This window comes from Cronbergia sp. UHCC 0137 (assembly GCF_034932285.1).
Taxonomy (GTDB): Bacteria; Cyanobacteriota; Cyanobacteriia; order Cyanobacteriales; family Nostocaceae; genus Cronbergia.
Window position 1 is genome coordinate 1 of record NZ_JAYGHC010000087.1, and the last position, 13,402, is coordinate 13,402.

General features: G+C 39.4%; 13 protein-coding genes and 1 tRNA gene. 10 read left to right on the forward strand and 4 right to left on the reverse strand.

The genetic code is table 11. The features are described from left to right. Nucleotides 1-674: 674 nt before the first annotated feature. The 5 genes from VB711_RS25430 (at nucleotide 675) to VB711_RS25450 (ending at nucleotide 4,495) form a co-directional block, all read left to right on the forward strand. On the forward strand, nucleotides 675-1,940 hold the full coding sequence (locus VB711_RS25430; protein ID WP_323289221.1) for a WcaI family glycosyltransferase: 1,266 nt from the start codon (nucleotides 675-677) through the stop codon (nucleotides 1,938-1,940). 418 nt (nucleotides 1,941-2,358) lie between these two features. Next, nucleotides 2,359-2,820, forward strand: a complete 462-nt coding sequence (rsfS, locus tag VB711_RS25435) for a ribosome silencing factor (protein ID WP_323289222.1) — start codon at nucleotides 2,359-2,361, stop codon at nucleotides 2,818-2,820. Continuing rightward, the gene (locus VB711_RS25440) at nucleotides 2,817-3,317 is read left to right on the forward strand and encodes a CGLD27 family protein (protein WP_323289223.1); all 501 of its coding nucleotides are present in this window, start codon (nucleotides 2,817-2,819) and stop codon (nucleotides 3,315-3,317) included. Before rsfS ends, VB711_RS25440 begins: the two co-directional genes overlap by 4 nt. 92 nt (nucleotides 3,318-3,409) lie before the next feature. Next, a complete protein-coding gene (locus tag VB711_RS25445) occupies nucleotides 3,410-4,363 on the forward strand; it encodes an asparaginase (protein ID WP_323289224.1) in 954 nt (317 codons plus the stop codon). A 55-nt stretch (nucleotides 4,364-4,418) separates the two neighbouring features. Further along, nucleotides 4,419-4,495, forward strand: a tRNA-Met gene (locus VB711_RS25450). A 480-nt stretch (nucleotides 4,496-4,975) separates the two neighbouring features. Here VB711_RS25450 and VB711_RS25455 read toward each other — a convergent pair. Next, the gene (locus VB711_RS25455; RefSeq protein ID WP_323289225.1) at nucleotides 4,976-5,917 is read right to left on the reverse strand and encodes a pentapeptide repeat-containing protein; all 942 of its coding nucleotides are present in this window, start codon (nucleotides 5,915-5,917) and stop codon (nucleotides 4,976-4,978) included. Nucleotides 5,918-6,068: 151 nt separating this feature from the next. Here VB711_RS25455 and VB711_RS25460 point away from each other — a divergent pair, with 151 nt between their 5' ends. The 4 genes from VB711_RS25460 to VB711_RS25475 all read left to right on the forward strand — a co-directional run bounded on the left by VB711_RS25460 (nucleotide 6,069) and on the right by VB711_RS25475 (nucleotide 8,373). Further along, on the forward strand, nucleotides 6,069-6,524 hold the full coding sequence (locus tag VB711_RS25460; RefSeq protein WP_323289226.1) for a DUF6978 family protein: 456 nt from the start codon (nucleotides 6,069-6,071) through the stop codon (nucleotides 6,522-6,524). After that, nucleotides 6,524-7,312, forward strand: a complete 789-nt coding sequence (locus VB711_RS25465; RefSeq protein ID WP_323289227.1) for a DUF1828 domain-containing protein — start codon at nucleotides 6,524-6,526, stop codon at nucleotides 7,310-7,312. The genes VB711_RS25460 and VB711_RS25465 overlap by 1 nt, the downstream gene beginning before the upstream one ends. Before the next feature lie 28 nt (nucleotides 7,313-7,340). Continuing rightward, on the forward strand, nucleotides 7,341-7,679 hold the full coding sequence (locus VB711_RS25470; RefSeq protein WP_323289228.1) for a XisI protein: 339 nt from the start codon (nucleotides 7,341-7,343) through the stop codon (nucleotides 7,677-7,679). Nucleotides 7,680-8,154: 475 nt separating this feature from the next. Continuing rightward, nucleotides 8,155-8,373 carry a hypothetical protein gene (locus VB711_RS25475; RefSeq protein ID WP_323289229.1) on the forward strand — a complete coding sequence of 73 codons (219 nt, stop codon included), beginning with the start codon at nucleotides 8,155-8,157 and terminating at the stop codon, nucleotides 8,371-8,373. A 58-nt stretch (nucleotides 8,374-8,431) separates the two neighbouring features. Here the strand turns inward: VB711_RS25475 and VB711_RS25480 are convergent, their stop codons facing one another. The 3 genes from VB711_RS25480 to ilvD form a co-directional block, all read right to left on the reverse strand. Continuing rightward, a complete protein-coding gene (locus tag VB711_RS25480) occupies nucleotides 8,432-8,707 on the reverse strand; it encodes a BrnA antitoxin family protein (protein WP_323289230.1) in 276 nt (91 codons plus the stop codon). Next, nucleotides 8,670-8,945 carry a BrnT family toxin gene (locus VB711_RS25485; protein WP_323289231.1) on the reverse strand — a complete coding sequence of 92 codons (276 nt, stop codon included), beginning with the start codon at nucleotides 8,943-8,945 and terminating at the stop codon, nucleotides 8,670-8,672. The genes VB711_RS25480 and VB711_RS25485 overlap by 38 nt, the downstream gene beginning before the upstream one ends. A gap of 74 nt (nucleotides 8,946-9,019) precedes the next feature. Further along, nucleotides 9,020-10,702: a dihydroxy-acid dehydratase gene (gene ilvD / locus VB711_RS25490; protein WP_323289232.1), complete on the reverse strand. Its 1,683-nt coding sequence runs from the start codon at nucleotides 10,700-10,702 to the stop codon at nucleotides 9,020-9,022. A 457-nt stretch (nucleotides 10,703-11,159) separates the two neighbouring features. On the opposite strand from ilvD, the gene VB711_RS25495 reads away from it, so the two are divergent. Next, nucleotides 11,160-13,394 (forward strand): DUF1796 family putative cysteine peptidase, encoded by a 2,235-nt coding sequence (locus VB711_RS25495; protein ID WP_323289233.1) that lies wholly within the window; start codon nucleotides 11,160-11,162, stop codon nucleotides 13,392-13,394. Nucleotides 13,395-13,402 lie beyond the last annotated feature (8 nt).

Sequence of the window (13,402 nt, forward strand, 5' to 3'; positions counted from 1 at the left end):
GGGCTAAATGATTTCTAAATAAATCTAAGTATTGTAGGGTGGGCAATGCCCACCAAAACCCGCAGATTCTCGGCAATGTCCAACCTACTTGTATGTTCAAAACTCAAATAGGAGTCCTATAGACCTCTTGCATAAATACTTTGGTGTCGCCAAGAATATTCTTGAAAAGCTCACGCAGAGGCGCAGAGGCGCAAAGAAAAATTTGAAAATCACGACTTTTGCAAGAAGTCTTATATAAACAATTTCTTCTCTGGGATAATAAAAAACTCACAGCTATATATTTTCTCCCATTGATACAGTATATTTCATTTGAGTACAGCATCTTCAAAATTAGTCAAACCAGATTTGAATGCTGATTCTAAAACGGCTCGGTTAAAAGGACAAATATACTTGAGACGGTAGTAACTTGCGCTTTTATATCCGAATATTCCCTTTAAACAAAAGCTCAAACTGTAACTCTGAGAAGTCTACCTTACTTAATCTAACTGCTAACTTACATCAATAGAAACAATACTTACTAATTTTGTATTAGACTAAATATGGGAAGATGAAAATTCACTGACATAAAAAAAGTATTAAAAGAAATAATAGCAACCATTTACAGTAAAATAAAAGACAAGCGATTATTGTCAAAATTATTCTATCAACAAGCACAGAACGCTGTCTAATTTGTTATGCGGATTTTAATTTACTCCTATAACTACCACCCAGAACCTATTGGTATTGCACCGCTAATGACTGAATTAGCAGAGGGATTAGTTAAACGGGGACACCAAGTGCGTGTAGTCACAGCTATGCCTAACTATCCTGAACGTCAAATTTATCAGGAATATAGGGGTAAATTGTATAGAAAAGAACTTGTAAATGGGGTAGAAATTCAACGCTGTTATGTTTGGATTCGTCCACAGCCGAATCTTTTAGACCGGGTATTACTGGATGCTAGTTTTGTCGTTACCAGTTTTGTACCTGCATTAATGGGTTGGCGACCAGATGTAATTCTTTCAACTTCACCATCTTTACCGGTTTGTGTTCCTACGGCTGTCTTAGGATGGCTAAAAGCTTGTCCAGTGATTTTAAACCTACAAGACATATTACCAGAAGCAGCTATCCATGTGGGACTGCTCAAAAATAAATGGCTGATTAAGTTATTTACAGTTTTAGAAAAATTTGCCTACCATTCTGCTAACAAAGTTAGTGTAATTGCTGATGGATTTGTCGAAAATCTGTTGTCAAAGGGTGTACCTGACGAGAAAATTGTGCAAATTCCCAACTGGGTGGATGTAAATTTTATTTCTCCTCTACCACAAACAAATAATCCTTTCCGTGCTGTTCATCAGCTAGATGATAAATTTGTGGTTTTGTATTCTGGTAATATTGCCCTGACACAAGGCTTAGAAACTGTAATTAAAGCTGCTGCCCTACTCAGGGAAGTTACAAATATTGCCTTTGTGGTGGTTGGTGAAGCCAAGGGTTTACAACGATTGCAGCAACAGTGTCTAGATTGTGGTGCAGATAATGTTTTGTTGTTGCCATTTCAACCCCGTCAAGATTTGCCACAAATGTTAGCGGCAGCAGATATAGGTTTAGTTGTACAAAAGAAAAATGTGATTTCCTTCAATATGCCCTCAAAAATTCAAGTTTTATTGGCTAGTGGTAGGGCTATAGTTGGTTCTGTTCCTGAAAATGGTACGGCAGCTAGAGCAATTTTGCAAAGTGGCGGTGGGGTTATTGTTCCTCCAGAAGATCCTCAAGCTTTAGCTTCGGTGATTTTAGAATTGTCCCAAAACCCAGAAAATTTAACAACTTTGGGGTTAAAAAGTCGTGAATATGCTGTAGGACACTATGCCTTTGAACAAGCGTTAAATCAGTACGAAGCTTTGTGTTACTCATTAATAGCCAATGGTACTCAGTCAGCTATAGTTACAAAACAGGAAAATTAATAATTTAACCCAAGCAACGACAGATAACAGGAAATGAATTATTTTTCACCTTCTTTTTTCTGACTAACGAGGAACTTGCGTGACTTATCAAACTTGGGATAGAAGAGTTTTCATGGTGATTTACGCTATTCTAAATATTTTAGCCAATAAACCGCCTCCTAAAAAATCCTGTAAATATTTATGCCGACTGAGATTGTGATAAATTAATCTACATCGGCTCAAATTTGGGTGATTGGTTACAATATAGATAGAAACTGCATTCAACAGAGAACAGATGTAATTGTCTAATCTGCCCCAAAAACACTTATTTTTTGTTAGTATTCAAAAAAACCTATTTACACAATTGCAATTAAGTTGTTTGTTGTTTGTAAGTCAATTGCCAAAATTGTTACAAAAGGAAAAAAAGCACTGAGGTTGAATGACTGATTATCTCCAAGGAAATTTCCCATTACAATCTGTCCCACTGACTAAAAACAGAGTCAGTAGTCCAATGGCTGAAACTGATGATGTGAGTGGAAAGTTAGCTAGAACCATTGCTGAGGCTGCATTAGATCGCAAAGCAGGGGATATTATTCTGCTGAGGGTGGCAGATGTTTCGTATCTGTCTGACTACTTTGTGATGATGACTGGTTATTCTAGAGTACAAGTGAGAGCGATCGCTCAATCCATAGAAGCCAAAGTTGAAACAGACTGGCAACGCCGTCCCCTAAGAACAGAAGGAAAAACGGAAGGTAGTTGGGTACTACAAGACTATGGTGATGTGATCGTGCATATCATGATGCCCAAAGAACGAGAGTTTTATAACTTAGAAGCCTTCTGGGTACATGGAGAACGAATTGCTTTACCAAATGCCGATGAGGAAGGTGAAGACCCACAATGATGAAATACTCCCTAGATAATTGCCCAGTTCCTACCGAACAGCAACCACTAAATGAGTACGAAGAGTTAAAAACCTCTTGGCTATTTCGTGATAGCACCTCAAGTTGGGGCAATTATCTGACCAAAATCTTTTGGATTTGGAGTTGGTCGTGGCTATTGGCTGGGCCTGTGGCAGCGGCCAGCTTTCCTCCACAAAAGCAGATCACCCAGTTTATTCTTTGTGGAGCAGGGGGGGCTAGTGTGGGGGTAATATTGGCACTGGTGCGGTTATATCTGGGTTGGTGGTACGTGCGCGATCGCCTTCACAGTCCCACCGTATTCTATGAAGAATCTGGTTGGTATGATGGTCAAACCTGGACAAAACCCCAAGAGATTATGGCACGCGATCGCCTAATTGTCACCTACGACATCAAACCCATATTCCAACGCCTACAAATTACCTTTGCTGGCTTGGCGGGAATGTATGTTCTTGGTACGATAGTTTGGAAGCTGTTTTAAATAATCAGTGAATAGTAGGGGAAAAATCACAAATTTCCTGCAATACTATCCTAAAAATCAAAAACTCATTAAAAAGTGATAGATATTAACCCATGACAATGGGAAAACGAACTCAGTCCCCAGCCCTCGAAGTCAGGTTACTGCGGGAAGGTATAATCGAGTCTAGGCACATAGTCCAGGCTGTTATTTGTGACGAACGAGGACGGGTACTTTCCGTCGCTGGCAACTCAGAAACGGCAACATTTGTCCGTTCAGCCCTCAAACCATTTCAGGCACTAGCTGTCACCAGCACAGGCACACTGGAAAGATATGATTTAAGCGATCGCGACTTAGCAATTATCACCAGTTCCCACAAAGGCCAGATCGAACAGGTAAGGCAAGTATTTAACATCCTCTGGCGGGCTGATCTTGACCCCACAGTTCTCCAATGCCCAATTCCCCAAGGCAAAAGCAGTTCCCTAGAATATAACTGCTCCGGTAAACACGCCGGAATGTTAGCTGTATGTCAGCAACGCCATTGGCCTTTAAACAACTACCTGGATCGTAAACACCCGGTTCAACAGTTGGTGTTAGGCAAAGTGGCAGAATTGTTAAGAATGCCAGCCGAGGAATTTATCAGCGTTCATGACGACTGCGGCGCACCCACCTATCTGATGCAACTCAGTCAAATGGCATCTTTGTATGCCCTGTTAGCCTCCAGCAATAATTTAGATATGGAACGGATCATCCGCGCCATGAATCACCATCCCACAATGGTTGCTGGGGATGGAGAATTTGATACCGAATTAATGCGTCTCACCCCAGGAGAACTGGTGAGTAAATCTGGAGCAGAGGGTGTACAGTGCATCGGCAGGCTGGGCGAAGGCATGGGATTATCTATTAAAGTCATGGATGGGGCAAAACGAGCAAAATATGCCGTAGCCATTCACATACTGCAACAAATGGGCTGGATTACTCCCAGCGTTGCCCAGAGCCTATCTGAGAAGTTTATGAACTTAGGGAAATACAAGCGTTTAGAAGTAATTGGAGAATTATCGCTTTTATAGTTGACAAACTTTTGACTTCGCGTTATATTAAAGAAGTCGAGAGACAACAAAGCGACGCGGGATAGAGCAGCCTGGTAGCTCGTCGGGCTCATAACCCGAAGGTCAGTGGTTCAAATCCACTTCCCGCCACCAAATTAAAGAATAAAACCCTGTAATTTTAACCGATTGCGGGGTTTTGTTTTATTTTTGCTTTGCCATAGAGTTCCAAGGTTATGTTTTAACTCACATTCCGCACGCGCAGCGATCGCAAAAAATACCAAAAATATATAAAATCTTGCCATAAAAACAATTATGCTAGAGGTTTAATACATATAAATTAGGACTTACGCACTGTACAAAATGCAGATGATATGTATGAACGAAATTGCCTAGTTTCACGCTTTCGTCATCCCATATTAGTGCGGTGCGTCAGATAGAAGAAGTTTGTCAGATGCTCAATTATCGGGTCTGACGTGGTTGGTGAGCTTGCCGAACCACACCCTACAAAAGATAGAATTGATAATGCTTATTTAATCAATTATGTCAATGCGTAACTCCTAAATTTAGAAAAATTTGAAGTTTATTTTATCATTTAAAGATTGATTTTATTTTGATGTTGGTCTGTGCTTTATTTTAAGAATATCCAATATCTATCATTTTGAAAAATTCCTGCACTACTTCATCAGGTTTGTCATAACATCTTCCAGCATCAAATCTTTCTACTACTTTAATACCGTTTTTCTTGAAAATGCGTTCTCTTTCTTGTTCTTCAACTCTGCGTTCTGCCGTGTGATGTGGTCCATCAACTTCTAAAACTCCCCATTTACCGTTATAACAAATGAGAAAATCAGCTTCTTTATTTTCTCTACCTGTGGCTGTGTTCAGTCTTGCTGAGGAGTTGGGGACAAATAAAACTCCAGTTCTGTCTAATGCTTCAGCAATTTTGATTTCTGTTTTTGAGCGAAAGCGTAGTCTTTCCCAAGTGTGAATTGTTGAGTTTGAATAAAATTGAACGCCTTGGTTATTGATATTATTATCTACATCAATATTTTGTGCCTTATCAACAGTATTCTCATTTTCGGGAGTTTTGCGTAAAATTAAATCTGTAGTTTCTATAATTTTTTTATATAAACTGGCAAATTCTCCAGGTGCAAAATTACCATTGATAGGTCGTCTTTCTGTTTCTTTACTATCAAGATAAACATATTCACAAATTACTTCCTCGAAGTTTGTTTCACTATTAATTTGCCAATCTTTTATAGAAGAAGCTGTTAAAGTTGCATTTTGAAAATCAGCCCCAATCAGGTTAGCCTCACTCAAGTTAGCCCGTTTCAGGTTAGCCTCACTCAGGTTAGCCCCTCTCAGGTTAGCCTCACTCAGGCCAGCCCAACTCAGGTCAGCCCAACTCAGGTTAGCCTCGCTCAGGTTAGCCTCGCTCAGGTCAGCCCGTCTCAGGCAAGCTTTACTCAGGTCAGCCCCACTCAGGTCAGGTTTTTTCTCGGAGTTTTCATATCTCCACCGATTCCAAGTCCTTACCCCTTGCTTCAGTATTGCCAAATGCTCATCATTTGCCATAATCTAGTTTTTATACCTAAAATTGCCAATATTCGGATTTTAACCTAATTTCATGAAGTTTAATCAAAATAGCGATCGCATTTAGCATTAACCAAATTTCTCAAGTATTTTCTATGACACAATAATTTATGTTGTGTTTTTTGGCTACTGAATGTTAACTCAAGCAGAATTTGAGGAATTTATAAATGATCCGACAAAACAAATTGATGGTAATATTTTATGGATTGAAGATGAAGACCATTCTCCTGCTGTAGAATTTCGTGTTGAGCTTACCTCAAATCCTGGTTATCCCATTTTTGTCAAAGGTAGTTATAACCCGCTAACAGAAAAACTGACCTACGCACTCATCCATCGGACTGCTGGTAGAATATATGCTTTGGATTTAGGACAAGATCATAAAAATCCTGATGGAAACCTAGTAGGAGAAAAACACAAGCATCGCTGGAGAGAGCCGTATCGAGATAAAGAAGCTTATGTTCCAGAGGATATAACTGCTCCTGTCACCGATCCAGTTAAAGTATGGCAACAGTTTTGTCTAGAATCGAGAATAAGGCATAATGGAATTATGCAAGATCCACCGCCATTACAGTTAGATTTATTCCTCTAATGTTAACCCCTTGCCAAGAAATTGCCAGAACGATTGGAGAGTTGTTTACCTGTTCAACGGTCAACGACTATATCCGTATACGTACCCCATTACTTTATCCTGACGGTGACGTTATTGATATATATCTAAAGGAAAAAGAGGGACAATATATCTTAACAGATTTAGGTGAAACTTTACGCTGGCTACGGATGCAAACTATATCTGAGAAAAGGTCAGAAAAGCAAGAAACTCTAATTCAAGATACGCTATTAACTCATGGTGTTGAAAGATATAAAGGAATGTTAATAATTAGAATACAAGAAAATGAAAACTTAGCTTCTGCTGTCACAACTTTATCGCAAGCAGCATTTAGAGTTTCTGATATTTGGTTTACATTTAGAACTAGAGCTTTTGAGTCAATTATAGAAGAAGTAGCAGAATTTTTAACAGAGAAACAAATACCTTTTGAACAAAATAAGAAATTTGAAGGACGTTCTGGGCGTTCTCGAAAAGTAGATTTTTGCACCGAATATCGCCAACAAACATCATTGATTGATGTACTAAGTACAGCAAGTGTGACAGCAGGTAATAGTAGGGCTGATAATGTTTTTACTGTTTGGTCAGACCTTAGCTACCTTCAAGAAAGAAAGTACAAATTTATTTCATTATTTGACGATACCATAGACATTTGGAAACTTGAAAATATTACTTTTCTAGAACAAGTGTCTAATGTAGCATACTGGTCGCGTAAAGCTGAATTTCAAGAAATGCTCCTTACAAACAATACCCCATCACTTCCTCAAACCTAAACCCAAAAGAGAATCATAAGATAGTACAATGGATACTAAGTTAAAATATCAAGAAATTATCAAAAGCATATTAACAGAAACAGCCGAATATCGCGCTTCTATACCTGATGGTTATAACTCCGAAGTTTTATTTGATGATGAACACGGACGTTATTTAGTTTTAGATATTGGTTGGAGTGAGGATCAATATTTACATACCACACCAATTCATGTAGATTTGATTGATCATAAAATTTGGATTCAATATGATGATACAGAAGAAGGTATTGCGAATGATTTCCTAGCAGTCGGTGTTCCTGCTACAGATATTGTACTTGGTTTTCGTCATCCTAAAATCAGACCATATACAAACTTTGCCGTTAGTTAGTACATCATTTTTGCCTGATTTACTTCTGCTTGAAATTCCTCTAAACTCATACTATCGTCAAACAAAGATATTTCATATTTAGACATTAAATCTATAACATCCAATCCAATACTTCTCGGTTAAGAAGGGTAGAGACGTTCCATGGAACGTCTCTACAGTGGTTTTCAGTTCACAAATTTGCTTAACCGAGTAGTATTGGATCACAATTTTCTATTTGTAAGTAGTTCTCATTCTCAAAAGACTTGATACTGTATATAATATCATTTCTTTGATAAATGCTCATCATTTGCCATAATCTAGTTTTTATACCTAAAATTGCCAATATTCGGATTTTAACCTAATTTCATGAATATCAAACTAAGCTCGTTAAAATTTACCGCCAAAAAATTAATATCTGGGAAGCAATAGCTAAATATAGCTTTAACTCAATGTGGGTTATAATTGAAGGCAATATCAATAATTTTAGTTTACTTTTATGAGTACCCTTCCAAATCTTCGACAAGCAGTATTAGAAGAAATCAATCAAATTCCTGATGAACAACTTAGTCAGGTATTACAGTTTCTTCATGTTTTAATATCTACTTCTCAGCGAAGGAAGGATGAAGACTTTATAAATGATCCATTAGCTGATTTTATTGGTGCAGTTGAACATGGGAGTTTAGCCCAGAATATCGATCAAAAATTATATGAATAATCAATCTTTAAGCCTTTTTTATCAGACAATGACTGGCTGTATCATAATAGAAAAAACTTTACTGATGAGTCTCCATATATGCTCTTAGTAAGGCGTTAATTTGAGTTTGATAACTTCGTCCTTGAGACTGAAACCATTCCAATACATCCCTATCAATGGGTAATGTAACTTGCGCTTTGTTTTTTGAATCTGGTAAACCCTTATTTACCACAGCTTTAGCAAATAATTCGGGTGTAATTTCAGGGCAGTCTGAAAAATCAATGTCTTCATCAGTCATAGCATCTAAACGTTGCCAATCAGTTTGTGACTTGCTCGAAATAGGTTCGTTGCTCATATTTGTTTGCCTTTCGTGCAGAAATAATACGTGTAAAATTACCTCGTTTGGTAATAACAATAGCAATTACGCGCCCTTGTAATAAACCGAAAGTAACAAAACGCTGTTCTCCATAGTCATAGCGGTTATCCTCAACGGTTACTGTATCTCCATTAAACACGGACGCAATGTCAATAAAATCAATGCCGTGCTTGCTAATGTTGGTAAGACGCTTGGCTTCATCCCATTCAAATTCCATCAATTAATTACGGCTAAAGTTGATTTACAAAATTAGGAGTGATGGATGTGGAATTAACACCACTCCTAACTATTTTACAGGTTTAAATCTGTGACAGCGCCAACACTACTAGAAGATACCAATTTGGCATATTTCGCTAACACGCCTTTGGTGTAACGTGGTGAGGGAGGTTGCCAGTTAGCACGACGACGGGCTAATTCTGCGTCAGAGACGTTCAGTTGTAGCAGACGAGATTGGGCATCAATGGTGATACTGTCGCCCTCTTCTACTAAGGCAATATTCCCCCCTACGGCTGCTTCTGGGGCTACGTGACCAACTACCATCCCGTAAGTACCACCAGAAAAACGTCCGTCGGTAATTAAACCGACAGAATCACCTAAACCAGCACCGATAATAGCTGAGGTGGGTGCAAGCATTTCTCTCATTCCGGGTCCACCTTTGGGTCCTTCGTAACGGATAACGATGACATCACCTGCTTGAATCTTGCTGGCTAAAATTGCTCCTAAACAAGATTCCTCTGATTCAAATACTCGTGCGGGTCCGGTAATGATGGGTTTTTTCACCCCTGTGATTTTAGCAACGGCTCCTTCTGTGGCTAGGTTGCCCTTGAGGATGGCTAAATGACCTTGAGCATACATGGGATTATGCCAAGGACGAATCACGTCTTGGTTGCTGCTTGGTTCGTCTGGGATATCTGCTAAAACTTCAGCAACGGTTTGACCACTGATGGTTAAACAATCACCGTGGAGTAAGTCATGGACTAAGAGCATTTTCATGACTTGGGGAATACCACCGACTTTGTGTAGGTCTGTGGCCACGTATCTACCACTGGGTTTTAAGTCACATAAAACGGGTACACGTCCACGGATGGTTTCAAAGTCGTCTATGGTTAATTCTACACCGGCGGCGTTAGCGATCGCTAAAAAATGCAACACTGCATTAGTCGAACCACCAACGGCCATAATAACAGAAATGGCATTCTCGATGGATTTCCGGGTGATGATTTGCCGTGGTAAAATTTGTTTACGGATGGCTTCAACTAAAACTTGAGCAGATTTTTCTGTACTATCGGCTTTTTCGGCATCTTCTGCGGCCATGGTGGAAGAATAGGGTAAACTCATCCCCATCGCTTCAAAGGCTGAAGACATGGTGTTGGCTGTGAACATCCCCCCGCAAGAACCAGCACCAGGACAAGCGTTATTTTCTACTGCTAATAGTTCTGCTTCGTCAATTTTACCTGCACTGTATTGACCAACTGCTTCAAAGGAACTGACCACAGTTAAGTCTTTACCGTTGTAATGTCCGGGTTTGATTGTGCCACCATAAACAAAGATACCAGGAATATTCATCCGCGCGATCGCTAACATTGCCCCTGGCATATTTTTATCACAACCACCGATGGCGATCACACCATCCATACTTTGTCCAGTACAGGCAGTTTCAATGGAATCAGCGATTACTTCCCGTGACACCAGGGAATATTTCATCCCCTCAGTTCCCATGGAAATCCCATCACTAATGGTAATAGTACCAAACATTTGGGGCATTGCGCCGGCGTTTCTAATCCCCAGTTCTGCCCTTTGTGCCAGTTTGTTAATCCCCATATTACAGGGAGTAATGGTGCTGTAACCATTAGCTACACCAACAATGGCCTTATTAAAATCTTCGTCTTTAAAACCAACTGCTCTTAGCATAGCCCGATTGGGCGATCGCTGTACGCCTTGGGTGACAACTTTGCTTCTTAAATTTTCTGACATCTTTTTTCCTTCTGTGCCATGATCGCTATGATTGCGATTGTCTCATCTCATTTTCTCAAAAGGCAACAAATTCGTAATACAGCAGGAGTCAGGAGTCAGGAATCAGGAGAAAAACTGGCTTTGTGTATAGGTTTCAATTTAAATTCTGTACCTCATTGATCTTCAGGTGACGCGTATTTGATTTTCACAAGGTGTCTAATGGGTAATTAGTAACAAGATTCATTTCTCCCCCCTGCTTCCCAACATCTAAGACTTAGTAAATTCTTAGACAAAGCTTAAAGACAAATTGAGAATATTGTAAGTAAGCTTTTCCTATAACTAGATTTTCTGTAAAAGTCCATTTCCCAAGTAATCCATAGATTTGATATAAACATTACAGTAGGGGAATCTGGTTTGAGTCATCAATGAAATAGGACAGCTATATTAATACCCGTATTTCAAAATCGCCATGGTAACTATGTATAAATTTCAGATTATTGCCCATACTCACACGGGTGAGTCTATCGGACTTGTCGGTTCTACTCCCGAATTGGGATTGTGGGATATCACGAAATCTATTCCCCTGCGGACAAATGCCAATCTCTATCCTTTATGGTGGACAGAAATAGAAATCGACATCACAGATATTGAAAAAATTGAATATAAATATGTACGTGTTGATTCAACAGCTAATGCAGAATGGGAAGCTCTGGGTTTAAATCGTTGGTTGCCCATGGAAAAAAATGATCATTCTGGTACAATTGTTGATGATGGAGCATTTGGTTATTTACAACCTTATCCATTTGCATACATAGAAAAATCTCCTATCAAAACATCAATAAAACAAGAATTTGACGGGTTGAAAATAGTCGTTATTGGTAGTTCTGTAGCATCAGGTTATAAATCTTGGTTTTTCAAGGGTTGGGCTTGGGAATTAGGAGAGACTTTGCAACAAAAATATGGACACCAACTCGTTAATGTGTCACAATTGGGAGCAAATGTCGGCAACACGATCGCTCGATTTCCCGCCGTTGTCACCCCACAAAAACCAGATGTGGTAATTATTGCCCTATCTCTGGGAAATGAAGGTTTGGCTTATTGTCCCCCTCACGAAAGAAGAGCAGCACAGCGACGGTTTGAAAGTGGTTTGCAGCAACTTGTAAAAATGACCAGGGAATTGGGCGCTATCCCCATTTTAGGCGGTGTCTACCCTCATAATGAATATTCTAGTGAACATTATTGGTTGTTGAAAGATACCCACAACCGGATGTTAAGTTGGAACGTGCCGATTTTGGATTGGTTAGCAGCAGTGGATAATGGCCAGGGACGTTGGAAAGAGGGAATATCTTTCGATCCTGCTCACCCAAACACAATCGGTCATCATTTAATGTATGAAGCAATTGATCTGAGTTTGTTTGCTATTGATCAAAATAAATTAGCTCAAGAAAAACAACGTTTCCAGCAGAATCCAGTTTCTATTTTTCTAGATAATTCAGGTTTTCATCTCTCTGCTAAAGTCGAAGATAAACGATTACGAATTAGTAACCCATCTAAATACAAATATAGCATTGCTCCCTATTGGGAAGAACTGCAAACTGCTCTGCAAAATCAGACAGAATTGATACCGGGAATTTATATTAGTAAGAATACCCAAAAAGGCACACTTCCCTATTTAGAATTGGCTGAAAATCGGACAATTACCACTACATTACATATTCCCCCTGGAGCAGACTTAGAATATATATCTGCTTTCAGTTTATTTTCTCCTCATAATTCACAACTGTTATTTTATGATGGGAATTTGGGGATTTTGAAAGAAAGCGAGAGTCGTTTAATTGTAATTAATGAATCGGATCATGATTACAATCTTCAACCAATGTGGACAGAGATCCGCAACGCCTTAAAAGCCATGCCATCAGGAGTATATCATGATCCCCTCGATCCCGATGCTGCTTTTCGGACAATGATGATTGGTGAAGATGGGTTAGAAAGTCGGGTCAAAATTCCCCCCAAATCAGCAGTGTTTTTCCAATATATCTGCAAATTAACAGATATTAGCCGGGTAGCGATTCTACCTTTGGGCGATCGCTGTGCCGTGAGAATGATGTTATATAAAATGGAATATGATGGGCCAGCCTTTCCCTTTGATCTAACGCGCACCACCAATATAGGGGATGTTGCGGATGCGATCGCTCACGGTTTTGAGGATATGTGGAATCCGGCTTTCCTCCATTACAGTGCAGATGCGGGTAGAATCTACCATAGTAAATGGTCTGGGTTATCTTTTGCCCATGAAGTCGAAGATACAGAAGATCCCGTTAATGATATGTCCCCCGTCCATGAACGGATGCGTGTGCGTTATTCCGCACGTTCGGAACGGTTTTGGTATGCACTGCAACACTGTGATCAAGTGCTTTTTATCCGTACAGGAAAGAGCGATCGTAATGGTGTAATTGATTTAGTTAGTAAGTTAGAACAAAAATGTCAGGGGAAACCATTTCAACTGTTGCTGCTTTCTCCTCAATCTTCCGACGAGTTCTCAAATTTGCCCAAAGTATTACATTACAATGTGGAATTTAACCCAGATCGAATGTATGCTGATTTGGGACACTGGATGTATTGTACAGATGTGATGCGGTCAATTCTCGAATCCCTTGGGGTATCTAGTAAAAACCTTTTTTGGTGTCCACCTAAAATCCCCAAAAAGAAATGAAATATGAC

Coding starts and splice junctions, on each gene's coding strand:
- VB711_RS25430 (WP_323289221.1), top strand. CDS start 675: ATGCGGATTTTAATTTACTCCTATAACTACCACCCAGAACCTATTGGT.
- VB711_RS25480 (WP_323289230.1), bottom strand. CDS start 8,707: ATGAGCAACGAACCTATTTCGAGCAAGTCACAAACTGATTGGCAACGT.
- ilvD (WP_323289232.1), bottom strand. CDS start 10,702: ATGTCAGAAAATTTAAGAAGCAAAGTTGTCACCCAAGGCGTACAGCGA.
- VB711_RS25455 (WP_323289225.1), bottom strand. CDS start 5,917: ATGGCAAATGATGAGCATTTGGCAATACTGAAGCAAGGGGTAAGGACT.
- VB711_RS25445 (WP_323289224.1), top strand. CDS start 3,410: ATGACAATGGGAAAACGAACTCAGTCCCCAGCCCTCGAAGTCAGGTTA.
- VB711_RS25495 (WP_323289233.1), top strand. CDS start 11,160: ATGTATAAATTTCAGATTATTGCCCATACTCACACGGGTGAGTCTATC.
- VB711_RS25470 (WP_323289228.1), top strand. CDS start 7,341: ATGGATACTAAGTTAAAATATCAAGAAATTATCAAAAGCATATTAACA.
- VB711_RS25460 (WP_323289226.1), top strand. CDS start 6,069: ATGTTAACTCAAGCAGAATTTGAGGAATTTATAAATGATCCGACAAAA.
- VB711_RS25485 (WP_323289231.1), bottom strand. CDS start 8,945: ATGGAATTTGAATGGGATGAAGCCAAGCGTCTTACCAACATTAGCAAG.
- VB711_RS25475 (WP_323289229.1), top strand. CDS start 8,155: ATGAGTACCCTTCCAAATCTTCGACAAGCAGTATTAGAAGAAATCAAT.
- rsfS (WP_323289222.1), top strand. CDS start 2,359: ATGACTGATTATCTCCAAGGAAATTTCCCATTACAATCTGTCCCACTG.
- VB711_RS25465 (WP_323289227.1), top strand. CDS start 6,524: ATGTTAACCCCTTGCCAAGAAATTGCCAGAACGATTGGAGAGTTGTTT.
- VB711_RS25440 (WP_323289223.1), top strand. CDS start 2,817: ATGATGAAATACTCCCTAGATAATTGCCCAGTTCCTACCGAACAGCAA.